Genomic DNA, 26,819 nt, shown 5'->3' on the forward strand with positions numbered 1-26,819 from the left:
GACTTGCATTCGCAACATTCGGGGTACAGTATACGTCTGAATGGATTAACAATATTAAGCAGTACGCGGGAGTATATCTGATGGATAAGTTTACCAAACTTATCGTACTCACAGAGCAAGAAAACCAAAGCAGCATCAGCTTATTGGCCCAGTCTGTCGGTATCACTGTTGAGCAACGTAGCAAGCTTACCATCTTGTACGGTGGCACACTGAAGGCGGGTACCCTGCTGGCTTGCCCCTTTCACCATGTTGACTGGAATAAAAAAAACCTCTCCACTGAACTGCAGTACCTGCAGACAAAAGCGCCGTTGTTTTTATTTCAGGCAGAACGCACTTTAGTTGACCCAATCCAGGCACTGTACAATGGCATAAGGGGTGTCATCTACCGGGACGAACAATTAGACCGCGTCCTTACCGCGCTGAAATCGATGATGGATGGTCAGCTCTACTATGCCCGCTCAGTCATGTCTGATCTGGTAGACCAACTACTATTGCAAAAATCTGCGATGTTAACTGAACAGCTCGTGCTACCCGATAATAACTTACTGACGAAGCAGGAAAAACGCATTATTCAGCTGGTTGCCGAAGGCGCCCGCAATAAAGAAATCGCCCTGACACTGAATATCAGCGCGCATACTGTTAAAGCGCACATGTCAGCGATTTTCCGAAAAACCCAGGCCCGAAACCGGGTTGAATTACTGCGCTGGGCACAACAACCTGCTCGTCATGAGCCTTCTGCGTCAACAAGGTTGAGCTGATCTTCAGCACGCCAGAAACCACGGAGCTGCCCCTGGCTGATAAGTTCAACTACCGCCATTTCCATTGCTTGTTTAACGCAGTACTGTACCGGCTCATTCGTTGAATACCCGGCTTCCGCTTCTGCCAGACGGTTAAGTGATACATAGCGGAATAAGCCGGCACGAAGCTCCTGAGAAAACACTTTCTTATTGCTCGACACTGACAGCAAAACCTGGCCGGTATGCACATCAATCACCCGCAGGTAGACCGTAACCTGATCCTCCCGGTATAGCTCAGAGGCTCCTATGCCAAAATATTCAGCCCCAATACCACCTGTACTCAAATTTGTTTCATAGCCAATAATCCCGCCTTCAAATAGCAAACGCGCTTCTTTGAGTGCTGGCAGCTCAACTGATTTTTTATTTGAGCCATAAATTTTGCGCTCAGTCAGTAAATTTTGTAGCCCTTCACGCTCCATAGGCGCGAACCAGCCAGTTTCCAGCAAGATTTGCGTCAGCATAGAGGTTGCCCCCTGCGTAACGGCAGTAGAAAAACTTGATACATTGGCCTGGGGTTTATATTGACCGGTTTGATCACGAAATGCGTACACCGATACCGGTATAGCACTGCGGGGCTTTCCTAGCTCATGCAACGCTTGCATAACAGTGCTGGAGGCATCAATGCTGGCGGGCGTAATATTGATATCTGGTTTAGGTATTAATGAGCAACTACCGAGCAGCAAAACCGCGCAAAGTAAAATTTGTTTTTTTATTAACACCATTATCAGCCCCCTATTGACGGAATAGTGATAACGGTTACCTCACCGGTCTCAATGTTGGTGATGTTTACGATGACGCTGCCATCTGTGCCGGTGTTCACCTCCACCAGAAACTCACCGGTATTATACACTCCTTCAACCAGCTCTCCGTCTGCGATCCTGCGCGTCAAAGAGTTGATAATATTGCGCTCCAGCGCATCCTGAAACTTTTCAACAAAAGATAAACCCGGAGAATCAGCTTTATGAGCATTCTGGCTTTGGGCTTTTTGCAGCAAAAAGTTGCCGTTTAGCGGATTACCGCCAAAGCTGGGATTAACCGGGGTATAAACAATTTCTGTAGCGTGAGTTACGCCACAAATAAGGATCAGAATCAGCGCGACTAACTTCATTATTATTCCTTCTACAGCGGGTCAATTATCGTGTCACCAAGCATTTTGCCGGTCTGAATGTTGGCTAACTCGTTAATGCTTAACAAAATTGCCTGTTCAGCCATTTGTTTAACATCGTTATAACGGCGGCCAAAATAGGTTTGGTATACCCGGGTTTGGTTCATTTCCACCCAGAGGAAGGTGCCAGATTGCGGATAAACCTGCTCATAGATAACGACTGTTACGCCCTCGGTAGCAGGCATATCGCGCCAGTATCCAGAGTAATAAAAAGCGAAATCTTTACCAAAGCGGGAAATAGAACGATCGAGCACCATACCGCTTAGCTCAATATCATCAGCATTTGACGGCGCCGAAGTAAATTGAACCAGTAGTAACAGGCAACTGAAGAATATTGACAGATACTTCATATTGAACCGGCGAAGGCAGCCCAGCCACCTTCGCCTTAACACTAGTTTTGTACGACAATAGCGGTATTAAAATCGCCTACCTGGGTGACAGTCATCATATTTCCTTCGCCTGACTGGCCACCCAAAACCAGGTTGTCATTACCCTGCTGGGTAATACTGAGCAACCCGCTGTTACCTGAAAGAGCAAAGTAACCGTCATCGCCTGCTATCCAGTTACCTGAACCGTTTTGCAGAATGTCCAGCGTATTGCCATTTCCAGAGATAAGCAGATCAACCAGGTTAATATCACCACTCTGCTCAATCGTTACAGTGTTAGCCGTCACCACCGTATCGCTGGTCAGCAACAAGGCGTTGGCGTTACCAGACTGATCAATCATGATGTCGTTGTCATCACCGATGATATCGACCTCTGCGGTATTGTCATCACCGAGTTGTTGAATACGCCCCTGATTTGATGCGCCGGACAAGCCCAGTGCGGCAGTATTGTTATCACCCCGGCTGTAAATGATGCCCTCGTTAGCCGCACCCGAAAGCAACATTTCGCTGCTGTTACCATCACCCGTTTGGCGGATCTCGACGTTATGGCCATCGCCTTCTGTCGCAAAAACGGCATTGTTTACATTACCGTCCTGCCAGATATCAATCTGGTTATCATTGCCAACCATACCGGTTGGTGCATTGACCACATTTCCATCGCCACGCTGGTCAACCAGCAGCAAATTCTGATCTCCGGCAAGAGGTTGCAGCAAAAATTCGTTTGCGTTACCCGTTTGCATTACGTCGACCAGGTTGTCATTACCGGCTACATCTGTGCCGATAAAAACGTTACCATCTCCTTGCTGTGACACGTAGAAGCTATTGTTGTCTCCGGTCAGTCCAACTATGCCACCTACATTGGCGTTACCAATTTGTTCGGATTCAAAAGTATTACGGTTTCCACTTAAATTAAACATGCCAGCTTCGTTGTTATCACCGGATTGTAAGCTGTACAGTTGATTGTCATCACCGGAAAAACCTGCATTACTCCAGTTAGCATTACCTTGTTGCTCTATTTCAACGACATTATTCACACCTGCAAGATTGACAAAAGCCTCACTCGCTTCTCCTACCTGGGTAACGGCTGCGTCATTCATATCACCGGCTACTACCAGCTCAGCCGTATTATAAAAACCGTCCTGAGTCACCGTTGCCGTGTTTTCATTACCGGCTATATCAACATAAGCGATATGCCAGTCAGCCAGCTGCTCAGTTCTGACCTGGTTATCATTACCCGCAACAAAGTTATAGGCTTCTAACCACACCCCATCCTGTTGCACAGAGCTGTTGTTAATGCCTCCGGCCTGATCAACTGCAGCAAGGTTAATATCGCCACTCTGATGCACCTCAGCCAGGTTACCTTCCGCTGCCGCAGTCGAATTCTGATTAATAATAACTTCATTGTTTGCCGCAGACAGCGGCGCACTTAACACCAGCGTAATAGCCATTCCCAACATATGCTTACGTGGATTTGTCAGCTTCATCGTATTCTCCCTAACTTATTATTAGTATTGAATAATAGAAATTTCAGCACCAACGCCGGTTTGCTCTACGGAGAAGTGCCGGTTGCCTCTTTGCTCAATCTGAACCAGGTTATTGTCACCACGTTGGATAATCACAGCTGTGTTACTGTTGCCAGACTGCAAAGCCTGAACCTGATTCCCAAGTCCGGCCTGGCGCAACTGAATATGGTTTAACACTCCTTGTTGCAACAAAATGGCATATTGACCCTGCCCTGATTGCATTACATCGGCCACATTAAGGTTACCCAACTGAGTAATATCAACTCCGTTCGCCAATGCCTGACGTTCCAGCAATGAGGTCAGTTGCAGCGACACATCAGCATGTACAGCTGAAGCCAATAACATAGCGCTAGCTATCATTCCCTGCCGGGCCAAGTTAACCATGCTAATTCCTTGTAAACTTCGTGACCAAACTAGGCTAAAGCACGGTAAAAATGCTGCAATAGGACGTAATAACTATTTTATTTAATTTTCATTAACAGCAAGTTAATTTTAATATTAAATAAAATTCAGCAATTTATGGCGCTTTATTAACATAAACTAGCCATTACAAACTAGTACTTATGCACTATTTTACATTGTTTGTGTATTTTTAGTTAACAAAAGTGCTATTCATAAAGGTGCTAAAAATAAGCATATTTTTAACAATTAATTGAATGGGAACTCGTATGACGAAGAAATCACTCTTGGCTGGCGCCATTACAACAGCGCTATTTTCAGCGACAGTACTGGCTAGCCCGCCTTCTGATCCAGACAATGCAATTTTAGTCATGTTTAAACCTGGCGTATCAAAACAGGAACGACAGAACCTGATACATAAACAGGGAGCTAGCCTGCGCCAGCTGGATGAACAAGGCCGTGACATGAAAATGCGCTACGTCGCTGATGGTCGTATAGTCAAAGTGCTGGTTCCCAAAGGAACGGATAAAGACACCCTGATCAAACGTTTATCTGTTCACCCTGCCGTAGCAGTTGCAGAGCCGGATTACCCTCTGCACGCGCTGGCGACACCGGACGACCCTGACTTCGGGCAACTGTGGGGCCTGCTTAATACCGGGCAGAACAGCGGCACCGCCGGTGCTGATATCAAAGCGACGGATGCCTGGGATATTTCTACCGGCAGTCACGAGGTTGTTATTGGCGTTATCGACTCTGGTATGGACTACAACCATCCTGACTTGCTCGATAACCGCTGGGTCAACCCTGGCGATTTACCGGGCAGCACTTATGGCTATTCAACATTGAATGCTGAGTTAGATCCGATGGACAGCGACAGCCACGGCACCCATGTTGCCGGTACTATAGGCGCTTCAGGCAACAATGGCATTGGCGTTGTAGGCGTTAACTGGAGCGTCACGCTTTTACCTTGCCAGTTTCTTGGACCAACCGGCGGCAGCACCGCCGGTGCGATCGAATGCATCAACTACTTTACCGATTTAAAACTGAACCACGGCGTTAATGTTAAAGCGACAAATAACTCCTGGGGTGGTGGCTCCTACTCCGACACGTTAAGAGCAGCAATTGAATCGGGTGGCGATGCCGGCATTCTGTTTATCGCTGCTGCAGGTAATGATGGCGTTGATGCTGACAGCACACCTATGTATCCGGCGGCCTATGACCTTGACACTATCGTCTCTGTTGCCTCTACAGATCGTAACGACGCTCTGTCAATATTTACCAGTGGTGCGTCTAACTATGGTGCCGTGTCGGTTGACCTGGGCGCACCGGGGTCAGCAATTCTATCTACAGTGCCAGGTGGCGGCTACGCCAGTTACTCGGGCACTTCTATGGCCTCTCCGCACGTTGCCGGTGCAGCTGCGTTGCTGTGGTCGGTTAATCCTGACATTACGGCTTTGGAAATGAAAAGCATATTAATGGACTCAGGAGACAGTCTGTCTGCTCTGGAAGGTAAAACCGTATCCGGCAAACGACTTAACCTGGCAAATGCTATGGTAGATGCAGACCCTACACCGTCATTCAGGTTAAACATCACACCGAGAAACCAGCAGATCACCGCCGGTGAAAACGCGCAGTATACTGTCGATATCGGCAATATAGCTGACTGGATGGGAGAAGTTGCATTAACTGTTGATGTTGATCCGGCACTTGAAGGCGTAAGTTTATCAGCAGACACTGCAGAGCCTGGCCAAACTGTCATGCTTAACATAAACACAACCGCCGAAACCGTCTGGGGCACATATCAGTTCACCGTTACCGGCACAGACACCGCAACCGGTGAACTGGTGAAGTCAGTCAATGCCAGCCTGGAGATTTTGCCGCAAGGGTTACAGGACTACCCATACAGTAACGACAATGCATCGCCAATTCCGGATAACACACCTGAAGGCATCAGCAGCGTTATCTCCGTCCCACAATCAGGCAACCTGTTCGGCGTGAACGTCAGTGTTGACATCACCCATACCTGGCGTGGTGATTTAATTGTTGTGCTGCGCTCGCCTGAGGGTACAGAGCACACATTACATAACCGTACCGGTGGCAGTGAAGACAACCTGGTGCAAAGCTGGCAACTTGACAGCTTTAATGGTGAAGAAATGCAAGGTGACTGGACACTGACAGTATCAGACAATGCTAATCTCGACACCGGTACCTTGAATAACTGGCAGTTAACGCTGACAGCATTATCAGACGATACGCCACCAGAACCTGTAGCGCCTGTAGCGGCCTTCAGCTATGCAGCCTCCGGCCTGACAGTAAGCTTTACCGATATGTCGACCGACGCCAACAACAATATCAGCAGCTACAGCTGGGATTTTGGTGATGGTAATACCTCGCAGGATGCCAACCCACAGCATAGCTATGCTGAGCCGGGCAGTTATCAGGTGAGTCTAACAGTCACCGACAGCACCAGCCTTACAGACACCAGCAGCCAAATGATCACGGTATCGGTCGACGATACTGAGCTTGAATTAACACTGCAACGTAAAGTCCGTACCCGCACCGGTTCAACAATTGTTGATCTGCGCTGGACAGGCACCGCCGAAGCAGTCGACGTCTACCGGGATGATCAGCTGGTCGACACCACTGAGGATAACGGGCGTTACCGCGATCGCTTTACCTCAATGGCAGCGACCGTAACCTATAAGATCTGTGTTGCAGGCACTGATACCTGTTCTGCCGAGCTGGACGTTAATTTCTAAGCTGTATAGCGATCTTTTTTGCTTTAAAGCGGCTTAGGCCGCTTTTTTTCTGGTTGCAGTTCTGTGTTACAGCGGTACTATTAGGCCAATAGCCATCAGCAGTGGTACCGGCGCTTTTAGTACGGTAACCGTTGGCCAAAGCACAAAGGAGTCATAGTGTTAGCACAGTTGCATCGCGTTGAGCAAAGCCTTAACCAGGTTATTCTGGGTAAACCTGAGCAGGTACGTCTGGCCCTTTGCTGTTTGTTAGCTGAAGGCCACCTGTTGTTAGAAGATCTGCCGGGAATGGGCAAAACGACGCTGGCACATGCATTGGCAAACAGTCTTGGACTAAGCTACCGGCGTGTACAGTTTACCAACGACTTGTTGCCGGGTGATCTTATCGGTATGAACATCTACGATACCCGGTCACAGCAATTTCATTTTCAGGCCGGGCCGGTGTTCAGTCAGGTCTTGCTTGCCGATGAGATTAACCGCGCCAGCCCCAAAACCCAGAGCGCCCTGCTGGAAGCGATGGAGGAGAAGCAGGTGTCGGTTGATGGTGAAACCCGTAGTCTGCCCAAACCATTCTTTGTTATTGCCACTCAGAATCCGTTATTTCATGCCGGTACCTCTGCCCTGCCAGAATCACAACTTGACCGCTTTATGTTTCGCCTGTCGCTGGGTTTTCCAGACAAACAAGCCGAACATCTGTTGTTGCAGCGCGATAGCAGCTCTTCTCGCCTGGAGCTGCTGACTGAACAGTTAAGCTCTGAGCAGTTAAAACAATTGCAGGCACAGGTGCCCAAAATTACCGCCTCAGATGCCTTGCTGGATTACCTGTTGTCGCTGGTGCATGCCAGCCGCCACCGCAGCGATATGCTGCCGTTATCCCCCAGAGCCTCTAAGGCGATACTACGCGCAGCAAAAGCCTTTGCACTGATTAATCAGCGTGAATTTGTCAGTGCATCAGATGTACAGCAGGTATTTCCTTATGTGGCCGAGCACCGCCTGGATCCTTCCTCAGCAGCGCAGGAAAGCAGATTAAGCCAGTTGTTACTGCAACAAACACCATGCCCAATCTGAACTTAAAGTCGCGCTTGTATCCACATTACTGGCAGTTTATCGAGCGTTATCTTAATAAGCGCCAAAGCCCGGCTGACAAAGTTACGCTGGTACAAAAACTGATTTTCATTCTGCCAACGCGGTATGGCTGGTGGTTTTTATTTTTAATTGGCTTGTTGTATTTGCTTGGCACCAACTATCAGAACAACCTGATCCTGCTGGTCAGTTATTTACTGCTAAGTGTGTTTTTACTCAGCATAGTGTTGACCTACCAGAATCTTAGCGGCCTGACGGTGCAATGCCCTAACAATGCAGAGGGCTTCGCTAGCGGTAAGGTACACCCCGTGATTAGCTTTAGCTCAGCCAAGATGCACTATATGCTGCAACTTAACCTGATGCCGCATTATGACACCGTACAACTTACAGACACCTCACAAAACGCCACCTTAAGCCTGACTGGCGCAAAACGCGGTCGCTATCTGTTGCCACGGTTAAAAATTACCAGTCAATATCCACTGGGGTTATGGCGTGCCTGGAGCTACATCGCACTGCGTCAGCATTACTGGGTGTATCCGGTGCCCGATAGCAACACCGCTTTACATCCGGCAGCGGATGAGCCTGCTGTTCCTGCAGGCAACAATATTGGCGATACGCTGACCAGTTACCGTAGTGGTGAAAGCATGCGGCATATTGTCTGGAAGCGACTGGCGCAAAACCCGACCAACCCGGTGGTGCGTGAACAACACCAGCACAACATCACAGAGCCTGAGTGGGTCATCGTACCGCCGTTGTCTGGTGATGCACTCGAGCACGCTTTGCGCCGGGCTTGCCAGCAGTTGCTAACGCTGGAGAACGGTGGCAAGCACTACGGCCTGAAGCTGCCAACGGTGACAGTACCTCAGGCACAGGGCGCATTACATCTACAGCGCTGCTTGCAGGAACTTGCTTTATGCTAGAGCGCAAACCCTTACTACTCCTGTGGTCCGGTATTCAACTCAGCTTGCTGTTGCTGCTTAACCAGGCCTTTGCCTTATGGGTGAGCGCCGTTTTCGCCGTGTTAATGCTGTACCGGCTGCTGACAGTATTAAAAGCCAGACGGGCGGTAAGCCTGGGGCTGGTTAATATCCTCGCCGGTGTTATTGCACTGGCATTTTTTCTGCAAATAAAGCAATCCGGTGTACTGCATTTTATGTTGCAGATCCTGTTGCTTGCCGCCACAGCGCGCTTGCTGGCACTGCAGCATTTATATGAAGCCCGCCAACTGGTATGGGTGCATTATTTTCTTATCGCCAGCTGCTTTATTTTGCATCAGGATATGTTCGTAGCCGTTATCGTTCTTAGCGTGTTGTTTGCGAATTTATACAGTCATTACCGGCTATTTTCGGTTGCGACGGCAAAAATTAACTGGCTCCAAACCGGCCGCGCCGCGCTGATTATTCTGCCGCTGTGGCTTGGTATGTTTTTATTGTTTCCGCGTCTGCCACCTTTCTGGCAAATACCGAATACAAAAGCCGCCACGACGGGATTAAGTGACAGCCTGGATCCTGGCAGTATCGAACAGCTGGTGCAGGATGACAGCCCGGCGTTCAGGGTTGAGTTTACCAGTACTTTACCCGCCCGGGAGCAACTATACTGGCGCGCCAGGCTGTATGAAGATTTTGACGGCAGAAGCTGGCAGGTTAACACATCGCGTCAGTATCAGCGGGGTAGCCAGATCACGGCCAGCAATGAACTGAGCGCCAGCGCTAACTTAACAGACTACAGCATTATCGCCGAAGCCAGCCATCAACGGGGCTTATTCGCACTGGCCACGCCGGTATCAAGCAGTGACAACGTATTTATCATGCCGGGCGGCATGTTAAGCAGCCCTAAGCCTGTCAGCCAGCGTGTCAGTTATCAGGTAAGCAGTGTGATGACACCCGTTGTCGCGACGTCAGCTGAAGAGCAGTTAAATTTGCGCCTGGCACCAGGCAACCCACAAACCAAGGCGTTTGCGACCAGGTTAAAACAACAGTATCCCGATACTGATAAGCTGGTTCAGGCCCTGGCAAGCTATTACAGCCAACAGCCTTTTTTTTACAGCCTGACACCACCGCGCCTTGGCAGCAACAGCATAGATGCATTTTTGTTTGACAGCCGAACCGGTTTTTGCAGCCACTACGCCTCGGCAACGGCAGTTATCCTGCGCCAGGCTGGTATTGCCGCACGGGTTGTCGGTGGTTATCAGGGCGGCATTTGGTACCCCGAACAAGGCTATCTCGCTGTGCGCCAGCGCGAAGCACATGCCTGGGTCGAATATCTGCATCAGGGTGCCTGGCACAGGTTCGATCCGACAGCTTTTGTCGCTCCTGAGCGCATTTTAAATAATTTAGACAGCATGCTACCTGAGCAGGAGCGCGCACTGCTGAACAGCGGCTGGCGACAATTTGAACTGTTGCAAGCGCTAAGGCAACAGTTTATGCATCTGGATTATTACTGGTCGGTTTGGGTGCTGGGGTTTAACGATAACGAACAGCGTGAGTTATGGCGTAGTATCCGCCGGCATTTGCCTTTGCTGGGCTATACCCTGCTGCTGATATCCCTGATAGCAATTGCCGCTTTGGCGCTATATCTTACCCGCGCACGGCACGATAAAACTTTGCCGGCAGCTGCTAAGTTGCTGTACCAACATCTGGCTCCGCTACTGAGCACCAAACTGCCGCAGCAACCGGTTTCAGTATTTTTGCAGGGCTGCATGGCAAAGTACCCGCAATACAGCCCCCTGCTTAGCAATATTAAATCTTTATATGATAAAGCGTTGTATCAAAATGATGCCTCAGCGTTGGCACAGCTTAAGGCTGAATTGAAACAGCAGCGCCGTCAATTACGACGGCTGCACCGGACCATTAAGAATGCGTAGCGCGGTTTGCAGATGCTCCGCGCAGTGGATCCCAAGATCAGTCAGATAACCGCCGTCTTGCTGTGTGAGCAAGCCCTTTTCGTATAAGCGCTGTATTGCACCTAACGTTTCAGCATCAGCTGACTTATGTACTTTTATTCCTTCCATAGCGCTATCAAGATTAAACAGTGTTAACACCCGGATTTCTGCGTTCAATTTTGGTGATATTGGCATACGACACTCCTGTTTTGTGTTAATAACAACATAGCTGGCAGCTGGCTAAAAGCAACGTTATCTGCAAAATGCGATAATAAAAAAGCCCGGCATAGCGTCCGGGCTTTACACAGTTTCAGCGTGATAATCAGTGACGAATATCCGCAGCAAAAGGCGTCGTTAAAGGCGCTGCCTTCAGCTCGGGAACCGGCTGCGCTTTTAGCTTCTGTTTAAGGTAAGCAATGGCTTGCTCAAGCTGTGCATCTTTGCCGTTAAAGCGCTCAAACGGCAGATTGTCTACCTCGATATCCGGCGCTACGCCCACACCTTCAATAATCCAGCGGCCGTCCATGGAAAATTGCGCAGTTTCCGCTACCCGCGCCATACCATTGTCAGCCAGCCTGTTGCGTCCGGACAACCAGACGCCGGCACCGGCGGTACGCTTGCCAATCAGAGGCCCAAGCCCTAATGCTTTAACACCGGCTGAGAAGGTTTCGCCATCTGAGTAGGTCAGCTGATCTGATAGCACCACTAAGTGCCCCCGAAAAGCCTGCTGCATATTGGTGTAAGCCCCACCCTGCGTTGGCTGCCAGAATGCCCAGGCGCGACGCAGCAGCTTCTCTATAATCCAGCTATCAATATTACCGCCGCGGTTACGCCTTACGTCGATAATCAGCCCGGGTTTGTCAAAATTGGCATAAAACTCGCGGGCGAAACTGGCAATATCATTGGAACCCATCGCATATAAATGCAGATAACCAAACTGACTGTCGCTGGCATCCGCGACCTTTTGCTGGTTTGCAGCGACCCAATCCTGGTAGCGTAGCTGATTATCCTGTGCAGTGCTTACCGGCTCAGCTACGGTTTGCCACTGTTTTTCACCACGTTTCAGCGTTAGCAAAACTTGTTTGCCTGCCTGATTACGCAGCGCCTGGGTAAGCGAAGGTACGTCGTTAACCGTTATGCCATTCACAGCAATCAGGGTATCACCTTCAGTTGCATTAACGCCCGGTCTGGCAAGAGGTGCTGCTTGCAGCGGCAGATCGGTATCCGTGCGGTAGATATGGCGGATCACCAAGCCAGCGTTATCACTTTCAAACTCAGCGCCCAGACTGGCCGCCCGTGATGCAGTGCTATCGGTACGATACTCGCCACCGCGTACCTGCGAATGCAAGGCATTCAGCTCGCCCATCATTTGCGCAAATACATCATCCAGCTCGTATCTGTCTGTCACCCGCTTTAGCAGTGGCTGGTATTTGGTTTTACTGGCATTCCAGTCGAGGCCGCGCATACCTTTATCAAACAGAAAATCACGGTGCATACGCCAGGCGTCAGCAAACATCTGTTGCCACTCCTGTGCAGGGTCAATACTTAGCTGCCAGCTGCTGATATTCAGCTTAGCCTTCGCCAGCTCTTGCGGGGCCTTGGCTCCCGCCTCAACCACGAACATGTCACCGGCACCATTCTCACTGTGCTTGCGCAAAAACAGTTTTTTACCGTTGGCTGCCAGCTGATAATCACTGACATCTTTCGCAAACACCTCTGCTTTCGCATCTGTCTGGCTGAATTCAATCTGCTTTAATACCGGCTTACTGCCTGCAGAACTTGAACTGTCCAGCACAAACAGTCGCTTGTCATTCAGCGCCAATTGCCGGTAGTTAGCCGCCTCGACCGGCACCTGCCACAACCTGCCCGCCAGCCCCTGCCAGTCTACCAGCGTGCCCTTTTTGCTATTGCGGCTAGCTTTAGCTGTACTGTCATCACAGCTATCGACCTCCTGCAGTGGCCGAAACGCAAAGCAAGCCTGTTGTTTCAGACTAACGGCAAAAATCTGGCTGCGCCGGTCAAATAACGGCCCCAGATTGCGATCACCCCACGGATGCCCTGGCGTGGCACTAAACTGGCGGTTAGACAGAAAATATAACCAAAGGCCGTCCGGGCTGAATACGGCTGAATAGGCGTCATATTTATCAGAGGTGACCATAGCACTGTCGCCGGTATTTAGCTGATACAGCACCACTTTAGAACGGCTTTGATCCAATGGGTTTAGGGTAAAAGACAGCAACTTACTATCAGCAGACCAGCTGATATCGTCATAACCGGACAGCCCGATACCACCGCTGTATATCTTGCTGTTACGCCCGCTTGGCAAATGCAGCAGCCACATATCGCCATTTTTGTCGTCATGGGCCAGATAATCACCGTCAGGCGACAATCTTAACTGCCAGCGATGCACACTGCCATCTGAAGTCAGTTGTCTGGCATTGTCAGAACCATCTGCTGCAAAACGCCAGATTTCGTTCTCACCACTGTGATCATTGATGGCATAGACCCATTTGCCATCCTTTGATAGCACCGCCTCTCGCGAACGGCTACCTTCAGGCGTGTTGATTTGCACCAAACGCTGCTTGCCCGGCATGGTCAGTACTATCTGGCTGCGGGCGGTAACCAACACTTTATCACTGTCATCCTGCTGGGCCTGATAATGTGCAGAGGTAAAATACTGCAGTGGCTTGCTGATAATACGCTCACGCCGCTGTACTAAGTCTGACTGGATCTGCAGCGGCAGCGTACGGCTGTCACCGCTCTTAAGATTAAGTAGCTGTAAGTCTGCGCCCAGCTGGTACAACACCTGATCATTGGCAACACTGATGCGGCCAATACGCCAGTCTTTGTGAAAACTGTGCTGGGTAAAATCTTCACCGCCGGCAGCAACGGACCAGATGTTGCTGTTACCATCGGCGTCACTGACAAAATATACCCGCCCCTGATAGTACACGGGTTGGCTGATGCTGCCTTTGTGCCCAGCACTTAACAGCTTCGCTTCCTGTTTACTGCCAAGCTGCCAGCTCCACAACTCGCCCATGGCACCGCCGCGGTAAACTTTAGTGTTGTCACCTGTCAGCTGCAGGCCAAAACGGCTGAAATACACAGTGCCGCTTTGCCCGTCAATACTGCCCGCTGACGCATCTGCCAGAGGCAAGGTTTCTGTTGCTAAGCTGTCAGGCTCAACAACTTTAAGCAGCCAGTAATTCGCCGGGCCAGCCGCACTGTCGGTAGCATACAAAATGCGCCCGTCAGCTAACCATTGTTGAATACGAACCCGGCTGTTTTCATAACTTATACGTTTAGCAACGCCACCTGCGACTGGCATCAGGTAAATCTCACTGGCGCCATCATAGTCGGCAACAAAAGCCAGTTGTTTGCCGTCAGGTGACAACACCGGCTGGCTTTCCTCTGCCAGATGGCTGCTAAGGCGGCGCGCGGTCATATTATCCAGCGACGCCTGCCACAAATCACCTTCAGCAGTAAAAACGATTTGATCCTGTTGCAATACCGACGAGCGGTAATAGCCCTGAACGGCATGCAAAGGTAATGCGAAAATGCCTAGTAAGGCAGTACTTAACAGGGAGTGATGCAGTTTCATTCCGGCCTCGTTATTGTTGTTTATCAGCTGCCGCTTCAACTTAGCAGAAGCAGCAGACTGCACCAAACAAAAACGGCCAGCGGCAGGTATTTAGTGATTAAGCTAAAACTTCTTCCAACGCCTTGATACAAATCGCAATATTTTCACGTCTGGCACCATAACCCATCAAGCCAATGCGCCAGGTTTTACCGGCTAAGTCACCCAGGCCAGCCCCGATTTCCAGATTGTATTGCCTCAGTAACTGCTGACGAACAGTGGCGTCATCAACACCGGAAGGAATATAAATACTGTTCAGCTGCGGCAAACGATACGGCTCTGCTACCACAAATTGCAAGCCCAATGCCTGCAGCCCTTGCTTTAACAGCTGGTGCATTTCCTGATGACGCTGCCAGCTTTGTTCCAGCCCTTCCTGTGCCAACACCCTTAACGACTCATGCAGTGCGTACAGTGCATTAACCGGCGCGGTGTGGTGATAACTGCGCTTAGCACCACCGCCCCAGTAAGCCATCACCAGACTTTGATCTAAAAACCAGCTTTGTACCGGCCTGGTTCGCTGTTTAATCCGCTCAACTGCCGCTGGCGAAAACGACACCGGCGATAAGCCCGGCACACAGGACAAACATTTCTGGCTACCGGAGTAAATCGCATCTATGCCCCATTCATCTACTTTAAGTTCGACGCCGCCAAGAGAGGTCACCGCGTCAACAATTGACAGACAGCCATATTTTCGTGCCAGCGCACACAACGTCGCCGCGTCAGATAATGCGCCGGTTGAGGTTTCAGCATGCACAAATGCCAGAAAGCGCGCTTGTGGATTAGCCTTTAAAGTTTCTTCCACTTTTTGCGGGTCAACGGGTTCTCCCCAGGCGTTATCAACAATAATGGCGTGGCCGCCACAACGCTCAACGTTCTGGCGCATGCGCTCGCCAAATACACCGTTGCGGCATACAACTACTGTGTCACCGGGCTGCAGCAAGTTAACGAAACAGGTTTCCATGCCGGCACTGCCCGGTGCAGACACGGCCAGTGTCATTTCGTTGCGGGTTTGAAACGCATATTGCAGCAGTTGTTTCAGCTCATCCATCATACCGATAAACAATGGATCTAAATGCCCTACAGTAGGCTTAGCCTGCGCAGACAGTACTTGGGGGTAAACATCTGACGGCCCCGGGCCCATAAGAATACGTCGTGGCGGCTCAAAAGCAGAAATTACAGGTGGTTTCATAGATTGGACTCCTGAATATTAACCGCCATACCATAACAAATTGCTGGTATCTTAAGGTTAATTCTGCGATTAATAGTCGTTATTCAACAGACAAATGCCGCACCACTTTGTAACCACAACGCCAGGAATACTGACATAATGCCTGCTATTTTGCGCCTGCCGCTTACCAACGTGTACGCCAAAGGTGATTTTACCGTCAGGGTATCGATTGGCAGTGAAGCCACTGACTTACAACTGATTATTGACACTGGCAGCAGCACGCTGGCACTTCACAGCAGCCGGTACCAACCAGAACAGGATAGCCATTTACAACGAACGACACTGGTGCAGGAAGTGATGTATGGCATTGGTGGCTGGGCCGGGCCGGTAACAAAAACCTCAATGCAACTGCATGGTGATGTGTCGCTGACATTGCCGCAGAATTTTGTCGCGCTGGCCACGCGCGGCGAGCCACCGCTGGCCAAGGCAGATGGCATTCTTGGCCTGGCCTATAACCGGCTTAATCAGGCAACTGATATCAGTCAGTTCCTGGCACAACAGCAACCCCCTCTGCATACCAGCCTGCCGTGGCCATTTCGCCAATGCGGTGTTGATGCGTTACAACAGATAGCAGTCGTTCTGCACGCTTACCCAAAACAAAACTTAACCCCCTGGTTTAGCAATATTGAACAACATGGTGTTGTGGCCAACATCTTTGCGTTTTATTGCCAGCGTTCATCTATTCACCACACGCCACAGGAAACACAGACGGCGCAGGATCCACTGAATCAGGGCTGGTTTATTCTGGGTGGCGGTGTCGAACAACACGATTTGTACGACGGCGACTTTCAAAATATCCGTGTATGGCACGACGTATACTACAATGTGCAGCTAACAGCGATTCAGGTCGGCGATTTAGCACCTATCCCCTGTCCGCCCGGTAATGGTGCAGATAGCGCCAACGGCTTTTTTGATACCGGCTCGTCAGTTATTTTGCTGCCCGATATAACATACCAGAGCCTGCTGCAGCAGCTGGTAGAATTTAACCCGCTATTGCAAACTGTGTTGCAACAATTACCGGCTTTTACCGGTGTTGAACAAGGTCTCGATGCAAAGCTGATTAAGCTGTCTGAATGGCCTGAGTTGTATTTTTACTTTGTTGCAGATAACGGCGACCTGGTAAAGCTCGCCTGCCCGCCGCATGACTATTGGCAAATTAATGCTCCGGCTTTTGGGCTATGCAGCTTTAAAATTATTGCGCAGTTACCCCATTTTTCTAACCAGAGCATTATCGGTCTGCCACTGCTGTGCAACTATTTTACGGTGTTTGACCGCGCGGTGCATCAAACCGGTGTGATACGCTGTGCCACTGCCAGGCGCTAATTTTATCTGCTGAGTAACCGGCTGTTCCGTTATAATGCACTCTTTTATTCGGTTGAGCGTTATCATCAGCCATCAAAAGAGAGTATGTTATGTCCACTTTACCCGCCTGCCCACTATGCCAGTCTGCCTACACTTATGACGATGGTACCTTATTAAACTGCCCTGAGTGCGGTCATGCCTGGTCAACCGCACAATCAGAGCAGGACAACACCCACCAGATCCGCGATAGCGCCGGTAATGTGCTGCAGGATGGCGATACTGTGACGGTCATTAAAGATTTAAAAGTGAAAGGCTCATCATCTGTTGTTAAAATTGGAACAAAAGTGAAAAATATCAGGCTGGTGGACGGCGATCATGATATCGACTGTAAAATTGATGGTTTTGGCGCCATGAGCCTCAAATCCGGGTTTGTGAGAAAAGTGCAAGATTAACACCAGAAAAAACGGGGCTTGAGCCCCGTTTTCTTTACCCGTAACGATCAGAACTGGCTACGTAACGCCGCGATGCGTTTCTCCAGCGGGGGGTGGCTTAAAAACAGCTCAGATTTATTAGCGCCACCGGCAATACCAAAGGCCATCATACTGCCTTCCAGCCGGCTTTCGTGGTTATGCTTTAACCGCTCCAGCGCAGCAATCATTTTATTTGGCCCGCCTTCAAGCCTTGCCGCACCCGCATCAGCGCGGTACTCACGCTGACGCGAGAACCACATCACAATAATACTGGCTAATACGCCAAACACGATCTCCAGAATCATCACGGTGGCAAAATAGGCCAGACCACCGCCCTGGTTGTTATTATTACCATTGTTATTCAGCATGCCCGCTATCAGGCGCGCAAGGAAAATAACAAAGGTATTTACCACACCCTGGATAAGCGTCAGGGTTACCATGTCACCATTGGCAATGTGCGATACCTCATGCGCCAACACGGCTTCGACTTCATCCTCACGCATGTTACGCAATAACCCCGTGCTGACAGCAACCAAAGCATCGTTGCGGTTCATACCGGTGGCAAAAGCGTTCATTTCCGGTGAATCGTAAACAGCGACTTCCGGCATACCGATGCCGGCCGCTTTCGCCTGGCGCGCAACAGTATTCATTAACCATTGTTCCGTCGCATTGCGCGGCTGTTCAATCACCACAGCGCCGGTTGAACGTTTCGCCATCCATTTAGACATTGCCAGCGAAATAAAAGACCCACCAAAACCAAAAATAGCAGCAAACACCAGTAACCCACCGATACTGCTGCGGTCAATGCCAAGAAAGCTGAAGACAACGTTCAGCACAATACTCAACACCAGAATAACCGCCAGGTTGGTGGCTAAAAACAATATCACTCTTTTCATACTGCATACCTCAATTGGCTAACTGCACTGTACTATATGGGCTTAGAGCGCATTTTCAATCAAAGCTCCGCTTAAACCGTCATGAAAATTTGTAAGTAAAGATGTCGCCAGCGCCTGTTTTCGCTAGAATAGCAACGTCGTAAAGGAGTTGATTATGCAATTACTACTATTAAGCAGTTCACGCGCCCAAAACAGCGATTATCTGGCACCTTACATGAACTGGATCACCGATCATCTGAAAGGCGTTACTGAGCTATTATTTATTCCTTACGCCGGTCTCAGTGTCAGTTACGACGATTATCTGCTAAAAGTGCAGCAAGCTTTGGCGCCTCATGGCGTTCAGGTACACGGTATCCACCAATATCCTGACGCGCGTCAGGCTGTCATCGACGCCCAGGCCATTGCTGTTGGTGGCGGCAACACTTTTCACCTACTTTATCAGTTATATCAACACGATATCGTAAAACTTATTAAGGAACGCGTAACCTTAGGTGTACCTTACATCGGCTGGAGCGCAGGCTCTAATATTGCCGGCGCGACTATCTGCACAACTAACGATATGCCGGTTATTCAGCCAGCTTCTTTTAATGCGCTTAATCTGCTGCCGCTACAGCTGAACCCGCATTATACCGATTACAAACCGGAAGGTTTTCATGGTGAAACCCGTGATATGCGCTTAGCAGAATTTATGCAGCTGCATCCTGCTACGCCCGTTATCGCGCTGCCAGAGGGCACAGCGCTTAAACGTAGTGGCAATAGCCTGAAGCTGCTTGGCGCTACAGGGGGATATGTGTTTCTCGGCGGCAATAAAACACCACTGACCCAAGACAGTGATTTAGCTGAGTTTTTGCAGTAACAATGCCGCCATCTGTTGTGCAAGCTGCTGGTACTGCGCCTGTGCGGGCGCATGAGGCACCACTGCCAAACAAGGCGCGTTAATGCGTTGTTGTAAATCGGCAATATTCTGCTCAAGCAATGCCATATCCGGGTCAATGCAATTTGCTACCCAGCCAAGCAGCTGGCAGCCGCTGCGCTGTATCTCGCGCACGGTAAGCATGGCATGGTTTAAACAGCCCAGTTTCATTCCTACCACCAACACCACAGGCAGTTGTTGCTCAGCCACCCAATCCGCCAGATAACGGTGGGCATTTAATGGCAATAACCAGCCTCCGGCGCCTTCTATCAACAGTTGCCGTACCGGTAATTGCTGCCAGGCGGCCAGAGCCTGGTTTAGTCGAGTTTCGTCTATTGGCTGTTGCTCATTAACTGCGGCCAGATGCGGTGCCACCGGTGCCTGATAACAGATTGGATTGACCGCCTCATAAGGTAACGCGATACCAGAATACTGTTGCAGCAGTAACGCGTCACCGTTAAAACCGTCAGCGTCAGCCCCCGCCGCTATTGGCTTTACGCCCACAGCCGGGATATCTAGCGCGCTAAAGCCCTGTAACAGCATACTGCTGATATAGGTTTTGCCTGCATCAGTGTCGGTTGCTGCAATAAAGCAGGTTTTAATTGCCATGTTTTACCCCGCTTATCACGACCACCTGATAGCTTGCCGGTAAGCCCAGCATTGTGCGGTGCTTCTCATAAGCCTGAGCCAATCGCTGCCAGTAGCCTTTCCCGGTCAGGCCGCCTGCCTGCCGCCCGGCAACCTGATTCGCGCCTAATATTTTAAGTTCTCGTGCTATCGCCTGCACATTGGGGTAATACAGCGGGTAGCGCCGCTGCTCGAACTGCCACTGCATACCTCTTACTGCACTGGCGGCTTGCTTCAGTGCGTCCAGCGGTAAAAACCGGTTAACATGCGGCTGGTTATCCAGCTCAGCGAAGGCCTGTTTAAGCTCGCTAAGAGTGCCATCTACTAATGTGGTCATTACCACAGTACCGTCAGGTGTCAGAATGCGTGCCATCTCATTGAATACCGCGGCCGGGTCTTTACACCACTGCAGCATCAGGCTGGAAAACACCTTGTCAACGCTGGCATCAGGCAACGGCAGTTGCTGCGCGTCAGCTTGCAGATACTGGCTGGCGATGTTTGCCTGTGCCGCGCTTGCTAGCATACCGGCGCTTAAATCAATGGCGGTAAGCTTTTGGCAATGCCGGCTCAGTCTTGGATGTAACCACCCCGGGCCACAGCCCAAATCAAGCAGATGGCCATGCGGTTGTTTTGGTAGCAAGGCCAGTGCATCCAGCGCCACCTGCTGCTGCAAACGGGCGCCCTGAATATAGCTGTCACAAGCCGCACCAAAACTTTTGGCAACTTTATTTAAAAATGGCTCAGATGACACTGTTGCTGAATTTTGCATTACAGCACTCATATTAACTGCCTTAACTGCTGTACTAATTGCCTGATATCACTATCAGTGTGTTGGGCGCTTAATGTAATACGTAGCCTCTCGCTGCCTTTGGGTACTGTAGGTGAACGAATAGCACTAAGCCAGATCCCCGCTGCTTTTAACTGCTGACTGACGGCGAGTGCCCGTTCACTGCTGCCAAGCACCACGCCCTGAATGGCGCTTTCTGATTTTAACAAGGCTAAATCTTCTGCCAGATGGCGAAACAGTGCGATGTTGCTGTGTAGCTTGTCACGGCGCCATTGCTGGCTGCGGCACAACTCCACACTTTTGATCACCGCAGCACAAAGCGCCGGTGATAACCCCGTACTGTACACATAATGGCGTCCAAACTGGGTCAGGTAATCAATCACCGTTTTACTGCCACCGATAAAGCCCCCCCCTACACCGAGCGCTTTGCCAAAATTAGCCATCAGGCAAAACAGCTCTGTTGCAGCAATACCCTGTGCGGCGGCAGAGCCTTTACCATCCGGCCCTGTTACACCCAGGCCATGGGCATCATCCAGCAATAAAGGTGCGTTAAACTGCTGACAAAGTGCCTGCATCGTACGCAGGTCCGGGCTGTCGCCGTCCATACTAAATATGCCTTCGGTCACCACCAGCGGCTGAGCCGTTTGCTGCAGTATCGTTTTAAGCTTTGCCATATCGTTATGCGCAAAGCGCTTTAACACAGCATCGCTGTGTAAAGCGCCGTCAATAAGCGACGCATGGCTGAATTTATCCAGCACTAAGGTATCGTTTTTTTGCGCCAGGGTTTGCAGCATGGTCTGGTTTGCCGCAAAGCCCGATGAAAACAGCATTACCCGCTCGGTGCCGAGCCAGTCACACAGCGTATCACACAACTGAACATGTACCTGGTGCTGGCCTGTTACCAGCGGCGAACCGGTGCTGCCGGCGCCAAAATCTCTGGCGCCATCAGCATAGGCCTGCAGCACATCAGGCTCGGTAGCTAAACCCAGATAGTCATTACCGCTGAAATTGAGGTAATGGGCAGTGCCGACGCTCAATAATCTGCCGTTATAGCGCTGCAAGGTTACCGGCGTGCGCAGCAGCTGCTCTGCTGCTCGTTGCTGCAAAGCCTGTTGAAGTTGCAGCAGTCTCTCAGTTGGCATGTTTTTTTACTGCGCCGCGTGAAACAGTGGCGGGTTGGCCTGCTCTTTTATTGCATCGGCTAATGCCAGTTCATGCGCTTCATCTGACACATCATGGCGCTGCTCGGGTTTAATGCCCAGCTTAGCAAACAGCAGCATGTCGGCGTCGGCTTCCGGGTTATCGGTGGTTAGCAGCTTATCACCATAAAAAATAGAGTTAGCACCGGCAAAAAAGCACAATGCCTGCATTTGCTCATTCATGCGCGAGCGTCCGGCCGACAGGCGCACATGGCTTTGCGGCAGCATAATGCGCGCTACCGCTATAGTGCGGATAAACTCAAAAGCGTCCAGATCGTCAACGTTCTCAAGCGGCGTACCGGCCACTTTAACCAGCATGTTTATCGGTACACTTTCCGGATGCTCCGGTAAGTTAGCCAGTTGCATTAACAGCGCAGAGCGATCGTTAGCACTTTCGCCCATACCTAAAATACCGCCACAGCATACTTTCATGCCGGCATCACGCACATGGCTTAAGGTATCTAACCGGTCCTGATAAGTACGGGTAGTAATAATTTCCCCGTAAAACTCCGGCGAGGTATCCAGATTGTGGTTATAGTAGTCCAGCCCGGCATCAGCCAGCGTTTTTGCCTGTTCACCGGTTAACATGCCCAGTGTCATACAGGTTTCCAGCCCCATATTTTTTACGCCCTGCACCATTTCAATAATGTACGGCATGTCACGCTGTTTCGGGTTGGTCCAGGCTGCGCCCATACAAAAACGGGTGGCGCCTTTTTCTTTTGCGGCTTTGGCCTGTGTCAGCACCTTTTCCACCTCTAATAACCGCTCGCGCTCCAGCCCGGTATTGTAGTGGCCACTTTGCGGGCAGTATTTGCAGTCTTCGGCGCAAGCCCCTGTTTTAATGGACAGTAAGGTGCTTACCTGTACTTCGTTGGGCGTAAAGTGTGCCCGGTGCACCGTTTGCGCCTGAAACAGTAAGTCATTAAAGGGTAAAGCGTATAAAGCGTTAACTTCGGCAAGTGTCCAGTTGTGGCGCACGACAGAATGCATAATATTCCCTGCGTAGTTTGAGGTTATAGTGATTTTCGGCTAGTCTAACCGCCGCCTTAGCGTTGTCAACGCTGACCAGAGTTAAAACTTTACTACAGGTTAATAAATGAGCATTGATTTAGCATTTGATCGCGACCATATCTGGCACCCCTACACGTCTATGCTAAAGCCGCTACCAGTCTATCCGGTAGTGGCAGCTGACGGCTGTGAGCTGGTACTGGAAAATGGTCAGCGTTTAATCGATGGCACCGCATCCTGGTGGTCGGCGGTACACGGTTATAATCACCCCGAATTAAATGCCGCCATTACCGACCAGCTTGGCAAAGTGGCGCATGTTATGTTTGGTGGTATTACCCACCAGCCGGCAGTCACGTTGTGTCAGCAATTGCTCGCTATGGTGCCAAATAATTTAACCAAAGTATTTCTGGCCGACAGCGGCTCTATTGCGGTAGAGGTGGCGATAAAGATGGCGCTGCAGTATTGGCTGGCCAGCAACACGCCGCAAAAACAAAAACTGATCAGCCTGCGTAAGGGTTACCATGGCGATACGTTTGCAGCGATGGCGGTATGCGATCCGGTGGATGGCATGCATGATATGTTTGCTAATTTACTGCCACAGCACTTTTTTTTGCCGGCGCCACAAAGCCGGTTTGATGGCGATTTTCTGCCGGAAGATATCGAAGCACTGCAAAACCTGCTGGCAGAGAAACATCATGAAATTGCCGCCCTTATTTTAGAGCCCATAGTGCAAGGCTATGGTGGCATGCGCTTTTATCACCCTGAGTATTTACGCCGGGCCCGCGCCTTGTGTGACCAGTATCAGGTATTGTTGATAGCCGACGAAATAGCCACCGGCTTTGGCCGCAGCGGTAAGTTGTTTGCCTGTGAGCATGCCGGTATACAACCGGATATTATGTGTGTCGGCAAGGCATTAAGCGGCGGTTACATTACGCTGGCGGCCACACTGTGCACCGATGATGTCGCCCGCGGCATCAGCTTAAGCGCAGCCGGTGGCTTAATGCACGGCCCTACTTTTATGGCAAACCCACTGGCCTGTGCGGTAGCCAGTGCCAGCCTTAACTTAATCAGCCAGGGTCACTGGCAACAGCAGGTAGCACAAATTGAAGCCCAGCTACAACAGGAGTTAGCACCGTGCCGCGCCTCTGCGCTGGTAAAGGATGTGCGGGTACTGGGTGCCATTGGCGTACTGGAGATGCACAGCAAAGTGGATGTTGCCGCACTGCAACAGCAATTTGTCGAGCTGGGAGTGTGGATCCGCCCGTTTAATAACCTGATTTATATTATGCCGCCTTTTATTATCACCCCGGCGCAACTTAGCAAGCTGACTGGCGCTATGCGCACTGTGGTTAAGATTTAGGTGTGCCAGAACAGATACAGCAGTAAGCTCAAACAACTTACCAGCAGCAACACAATATTAAAATGCAGATGATCTGAACGCCGGCGCAGCCGCAGCCGGTTCAGCGCCAGGCTAAGCCCACTTAGTAGCGCTGCGAAGGTTAAAAAATACTGCAACAAGTCTGTCAGCATCGGGTGCCACTCGTCGCGGATCTCGATACCCCAGTAGCGCACCAGGCCGGTATCCATTTCCGGCTTGGCATAGTGCGCAATAATCATTGCCACCAAAAATAGTAACCAGCCCAGCACCGCTAGCCAGCTGAACGCCCGGCAGATAACATCCGGCCCCTGGCGGCGTTCATATTTTTCCGGTTTCTGCGCTTCCGTGTTCAAATTCTGTTGTCCTGTTAAGTTTTTCTTGTCTGACTAAGTTTTACTTGTGTTGTGCGTTTGGCTCAGTATCATTACAGCCTTTACGCAGTTGTCTAAGTTTACACCCTCTGGAGTTTGTTGCATGACGCACGCCGTTATTAAAGATGTTTTAGCTGGTCGCTTTGCCATTGGTGATGTTATCACCGTTAAGGGCTGGATCCGCACCCGCCGCGATTCAAAAGCCGGCATTTCCTTTTTAGCTATTCATGACGGCAGCTGCTTCGACGCTGTGCAGGCCGTTGTGCCGGCAGAGCTGAATAATTATGAATCTGAAATAAAACGCCTGACGACCTCTTGCTCTGTGGTCGTAACAGGCACTGTAGCGCGCTCTGAAGGCCAGGGCCAGGCGTTTGAGTTGCAGGCCAGTCAGGTTGACGTTGTTGGCTGGGTAGAAAACCCGGACACCTACCCTATGGCGCCCAAACGCCACAGTATGGAATACCTGCGTGAACACGCTCACCTGCGCCCGCGTACCAATATCATGGGCGCCGTTACCCGGGTGCGTCATTGTTTAGCACAGGCTGTACACCGTTTTTTCCACGAGCAAGGCTATTACTGGATCAGCACGCCCATCATTACCGGCTCAGATGCCGAAGGTGCCGGTGAAATGTTCCGCGTCAGCACGCTGGATCTGGAAAACCTGCCACGCACAGACAAAGGCGCTATCGATTACAGCCAGGATTTTTTCGGTAAAGAAACCTTTCTGACCGTATCAGGCCAGCTAAACGGCGAAACCTACGCCTGTGCCATGTCGAAAATTTACACCTTCGGCCCGACGTTCCGTGCTGAAAACTCGAATACCAGCCGTCACTTAGCCGAGTTCTGGATGATAGAGCCGGAAGTAGCCTTTGCCGAGCTAAAAGACATCGCCCAGCTGGCCGAAGATATGCTGAAATACGTCTGTAAAGCCGTGCTTACTGAACGTGCGGACGATATGGCGTTCTTTGCCGAGCGTATTGACCCCACCGCCATCACCCGTTTACAGCAGCTGGTAGACTCAAGCTTTGTACGGATGGATTACACCGATGCCATTGAAATCCTAAAAACCTGCGGTAAGAAATTTGAATACCCGGTTGAATGGGGTGTCGATTTACAATCTGAGCACGAACGCTACCTGGCAGAAGAACACGTAGGCGCGCCTATCATTATGCAAAACTACCCGAAAGACATTAAAGCCTTTTACATGCGCTTAAATGATGACGGTAAAACAGTGGCCGCGATGGACGTACTGGCACCGGGCATCGGTGAAATTATCGGTGGCAGCCAGCGTGAAGAACGCCTGGACGCTTTCGACAAACGCTTAGATGAAATGGGTCTGGATAAAGAAAGCTACGGCTGGTATCGCGATCTGCGCCGCTACGGCACTGTACCGCACGCCGGTTTTGGCTTGGGTTTCGAGCGTTTAGTATCGTACGTTACCGGCATTGGTAACATCCGCGATGTTATCGCCTTCCCGCGTACACCGGGCAACGCCGAGTTTTAATCTCGCAAAACATACAAGGCGCTGTTACAGCGCCTTTTTTTGTTGCAGTAGCACCTTTGCCATATACCAGACAATAAGAACGTTGACTAAAAACACGGCCACGCTCCAAATGTTGGCATGCGCAAATATCTCATAAATTTCAAACGGTATGTAAATAGCGCCGCTACCAAGTGCAAACCATTCTGTCCAGACAAGGCCGTGCCAAAGACCATAGGCTTCAATTAAACGCACCAACGCATAAACTAATGCCCCACCAGCCATCAAGCTAAGGTCGCTAACCGGAAACGAGCTGGCAGCATGAATAAAAACACCCGGAATATGGCTTGCCGGGTTCAAATGCGCATGACTTACCAGCGTCTCAGCAATTTGCTGTAAGTTACGCCCAGCCAACGTGTGAAGCCCAATACCGACCAACAACGATATGACGCCTTTAAACGCTTCCAGCGCTGCAATCAGTTTTAAGCCATTTCTTGCTCGCATTATCTTACACCCTGTAAAAAAACAACGCT

The 26,819-nt window shown here is 50.4% G+C and carries 25 protein-coding genes and 1 pseudogene; 10 read left to right on the top strand and 16 right to left on the bottom strand.

What is annotated here, in order from left to right:
• The first annotated feature begins 80 nt into the window (after positions 1 to 80).
• Positions 81 to 758, top strand: coding sequence for a helix-turn-helix transcriptional regulator (locus tag AC5SV9_RS01055; protein ID WP_475150165.1), 678 nt, complete (start codon positions 81 to 83; stop codon positions 756 to 758).
• Here AC5SV9_RS01055 and AC5SV9_RS01060 read toward each other — a convergent pair.
• The 6 genes and pseudogenes from AC5SV9_RS01060 to AC5SV9_RS01085 all read right to left on the bottom strand — a co-directional run bounded on the left by AC5SV9_RS01060 (position 725) and on the right by AC5SV9_RS01085 (position 4,255).
• Complete coding sequence (locus AC5SV9_RS01060; RefSeq protein WP_475150162.1) at positions 725 to 1,519, bottom strand: CsgG/HfaB family protein; 795 nt, start codon at positions 1,517 to 1,519, stop codon at positions 725 to 727. The two genes, AC5SV9_RS01055 and AC5SV9_RS01060, sit on opposite strands and share 34 nt — an antisense overlap.
• 2 nt (positions 1,520 to 1,521) lie before the next feature.
• Positions 1,522 to 1,905 carry a curli assembly protein CsgF gene (locus AC5SV9_RS01065; RefSeq protein WP_475150160.1) on the bottom strand — a complete coding sequence of 128 codons (384 nt, stop codon included), beginning with the start codon at positions 1,903 to 1,905 and terminating at the stop codon, positions 1,522 to 1,524.
• Positions 1,906 to 1,916: 11 nt separating this feature from the next.
• Positions 1,917 to 2,312 (bottom strand): curli production assembly/transport protein CsgE, encoded by a 396-nt coding sequence (locus AC5SV9_RS01070; RefSeq protein ID WP_475150159.1) that lies wholly within the window; start codon positions 2,310 to 2,312, stop codon positions 1,917 to 1,919.
• A gap of 41 nt (positions 2,313 to 2,353) precedes the next feature.
• A complete protein-coding gene (locus tag AC5SV9_RS01075) occupies positions 2,354 to 2,977 on the bottom strand; it encodes a hypothetical protein (RefSeq protein WP_495473538.1) in 624 nt (207 codons plus the stop codon).
• A gap of 450 nt (positions 2,978 to 3,427) precedes the next feature.
• Positions 3,428 to 3,832 (bottom strand): annotated as a pseudogene (locus AC5SV9_RS01080) (hypothetical protein); the annotation flags it as partial.
• 21 nt (positions 3,833 to 3,853) lie between these two features.
• A complete protein-coding gene (locus AC5SV9_RS01085) occupies positions 3,854 to 4,255 on the bottom strand; it encodes a curlin subunit CsgB (RefSeq protein ID WP_475150156.1) in 402 nt (133 codons plus the stop codon).
• Positions 4,256 to 4,539: 284 nt separating this feature from the next.
• Here AC5SV9_RS01085 and AC5SV9_RS01090 point away from each other — a divergent pair, with 284 nt between their 5' ends.
• From AC5SV9_RS01090 to AC5SV9_RS01105, 4 genes are all read left to right on the top strand, one after another.
• Positions 4,540 to 7,029: a S8 family serine peptidase gene (locus AC5SV9_RS01090; RefSeq protein ID WP_475150154.1), complete on the top strand. Its 2,490-nt coding sequence runs from the start codon at positions 4,540 to 4,542 to the stop codon at positions 7,027 to 7,029.
• Between the two features lie 156 nt (positions 7,030 to 7,185).
• A complete protein-coding gene (locus tag AC5SV9_RS01095) occupies positions 7,186 to 8,094 on the top strand; it encodes an AAA family ATPase (RefSeq protein WP_273021405.1) in 909 nt (302 codons plus the stop codon).
• Entirely contained in the window at positions 8,082 to 9,029 is a 948-nt protein-coding gene (locus tag AC5SV9_RS01100; protein WP_475150151.1) for a DUF58 domain-containing protein, read from the top strand. The genes AC5SV9_RS01095 and AC5SV9_RS01100 overlap by 13 nt, the downstream gene beginning before the upstream one ends.
• Complete coding sequence (locus AC5SV9_RS01105; RefSeq protein WP_475150150.1) at positions 9,023 to 10,972, top strand: transglutaminase TgpA family protein; 1,950 nt, start codon at positions 9,023 to 9,025, stop codon at positions 10,970 to 10,972. Before AC5SV9_RS01100 ends, AC5SV9_RS01105 begins: the two co-directional genes overlap by 7 nt.
• Here the strand turns inward: AC5SV9_RS01105 and AC5SV9_RS01110 are convergent.
• From AC5SV9_RS01110 to AC5SV9_RS01120, 3 genes are all read right to left on the bottom strand, one after another.
• The gene (locus AC5SV9_RS01110; protein WP_134054640.1) at positions 10,937 to 11,185 is read right to left on the bottom strand and encodes a TIGR02647 family protein; all 249 of its coding nucleotides are present in this window, start codon (positions 11,183 to 11,185) and stop codon (positions 10,937 to 10,939) included. The two genes, AC5SV9_RS01105 and AC5SV9_RS01110, sit on opposite strands and share 36 nt — an antisense overlap.
• Before the next feature lie 127 nt (positions 11,186 to 11,312).
• Positions 11,313 to 14,591: a S41 family peptidase gene (locus AC5SV9_RS01115; RefSeq protein WP_475150149.1), complete on the bottom strand. Its 3,279-nt coding sequence runs from the start codon at positions 14,589 to 14,591 to the stop codon at positions 11,313 to 11,315.
• A gap of 97 nt (positions 14,592 to 14,688) precedes the next feature.
• Positions 14,689 to 15,816, bottom strand: a complete 1,128-nt coding sequence (locus AC5SV9_RS01120) for a pyridoxal-phosphate-dependent aminotransferase family protein (protein ID WP_475150147.1) — start codon at positions 15,814 to 15,816, stop codon at positions 14,689 to 14,691.
• A 138-nt stretch (positions 15,817 to 15,954) separates the two neighbouring features.
• Between AC5SV9_RS01120 and AC5SV9_RS01125 the strand changes: the two genes are divergently transcribed.
• Positions 15,955 to 17,178 (top strand): pepsin-like aspartic protease, encoded by a 1,224-nt coding sequence (locus AC5SV9_RS01125; RefSeq protein ID WP_475150146.1) that lies wholly within the window; start codon positions 15,955 to 15,957, stop codon positions 17,176 to 17,178.
• A gap of 89 nt (positions 17,179 to 17,267) precedes the next feature.
• The gene (locus AC5SV9_RS01130; protein ID WP_475150145.1) at positions 17,268 to 17,609 is read left to right on the top strand and encodes a zinc ribbon domain-containing protein YjdM; all 342 of its coding nucleotides are present in this window, start codon (positions 17,268 to 17,270) and stop codon (positions 17,607 to 17,609) included.
• 47 nt (positions 17,610 to 17,656) lie between these two features.
• Here AC5SV9_RS01130 and htpX read toward each other — a convergent pair whose 3' ends face one another.
• Positions 17,657 to 18,523, bottom strand: a complete 867-nt coding sequence (gene htpX, locus AC5SV9_RS01135) for a protease HtpX (protein ID WP_475150142.1) — start codon at positions 18,521 to 18,523, stop codon at positions 17,657 to 17,659.
• Positions 18,524 to 18,677: 154 nt separating this feature from the next.
• On the opposite strand from htpX, the gene pepE reads away from it, so the two are divergent.
• The gene (gene pepE / locus AC5SV9_RS01140) at positions 18,678 to 19,379 is read left to right on the top strand and encodes a dipeptidase PepE (RefSeq protein ID WP_475150140.1); all 702 of its coding nucleotides are present in this window, start codon (positions 18,678 to 18,680) and stop codon (positions 19,377 to 19,379) included.
• Here the strand turns inward: pepE and bioD are convergent.
• From bioD to bioB, 4 genes are read right to left on the bottom strand one after another with little or no spacing between them, the layout of a single operon-like run.
• Positions 19,359 to 20,045 (bottom strand): dethiobiotin synthase, encoded by a 687-nt coding sequence (gene bioD / locus AC5SV9_RS01145; RefSeq protein WP_475150139.1) that lies wholly within the window; start codon positions 20,043 to 20,045, stop codon positions 19,359 to 19,361. The two genes, pepE and bioD, sit on opposite strands and share 21 nt — an antisense overlap.
• Complete coding sequence (bioC, locus tag AC5SV9_RS01150; RefSeq protein WP_475150137.1) at positions 20,035 to 20,844, bottom strand: malonyl-ACP O-methyltransferase BioC; 810 nt, start codon at positions 20,842 to 20,844, stop codon at positions 20,035 to 20,037. The genes bioD and bioC overlap by 11 nt, the downstream gene beginning before the upstream one ends.
• On the bottom strand, positions 20,841 to 21,992 hold the full coding sequence (locus tag AC5SV9_RS01155) for an aminotransferase class I/II-fold pyridoxal phosphate-dependent enzyme (protein ID WP_475150135.1): 1,152 nt from the start codon (positions 21,990 to 21,992) through the stop codon (positions 20,841 to 20,843). Before AC5SV9_RS01155 ends, bioC begins: the two co-directional genes overlap by 4 nt.
• 6 nt (positions 21,993 to 21,998) lie before the next feature.
• Positions 21,999 to 23,039, bottom strand: coding sequence for a biotin synthase BioB (gene bioB / locus AC5SV9_RS01160; RefSeq protein WP_475150132.1), 1,041 nt, complete (start codon positions 23,037 to 23,039; stop codon positions 21,999 to 22,001).
• Between the two features lie 106 nt (positions 23,040 to 23,145).
• On the opposite strand from bioB, the gene bioA reads away from it, so the two are divergent.
• A complete protein-coding gene (gene bioA, locus AC5SV9_RS01165) occupies positions 23,146 to 24,417 on the top strand; it encodes an adenosylmethionine--8-amino-7-oxononanoate transaminase (protein ID WP_475150131.1) in 1,272 nt (423 codons plus the stop codon).
• On the opposite strand, the gene AC5SV9_RS01170 is transcribed toward bioA, so the two are convergent.
• Positions 24,414 to 24,788, bottom strand: coding sequence for a hypothetical protein (locus AC5SV9_RS01170; protein ID WP_475150129.1), 375 nt, complete (start codon positions 24,786 to 24,788; stop codon positions 24,414 to 24,416). The genes bioA and AC5SV9_RS01170 overlap by 4 nt on opposite strands.
• Positions 24,789 to 24,909: 121 nt before the next feature.
• Here AC5SV9_RS01170 and asnS point away from each other — a divergent pair, with 121 nt between their 5' ends.
• The gene (asnS, locus tag AC5SV9_RS01175) at positions 24,910 to 26,310 is read left to right on the top strand and encodes an asparagine--tRNA ligase (RefSeq protein WP_134054614.1); all 1,401 of its coding nucleotides are present in this window, start codon (positions 24,910 to 24,912) and stop codon (positions 26,308 to 26,310) included.
• Between the two features lie 24 nt (positions 26,311 to 26,334).
• Here asnS and AC5SV9_RS01180 read toward each other — a convergent pair whose 3' ends face one another.
• Entirely contained in the window at positions 26,335 to 26,790 is a 456-nt protein-coding gene (locus tag AC5SV9_RS01180; RefSeq protein WP_475150127.1) for a DUF2127 domain-containing protein, read from the bottom strand.
• Positions 26,791 to 26,819: the final 29 nt, after the last annotated feature.

Source organism: Rheinheimera sp. ATLC3, assembly GCF_059429535.1.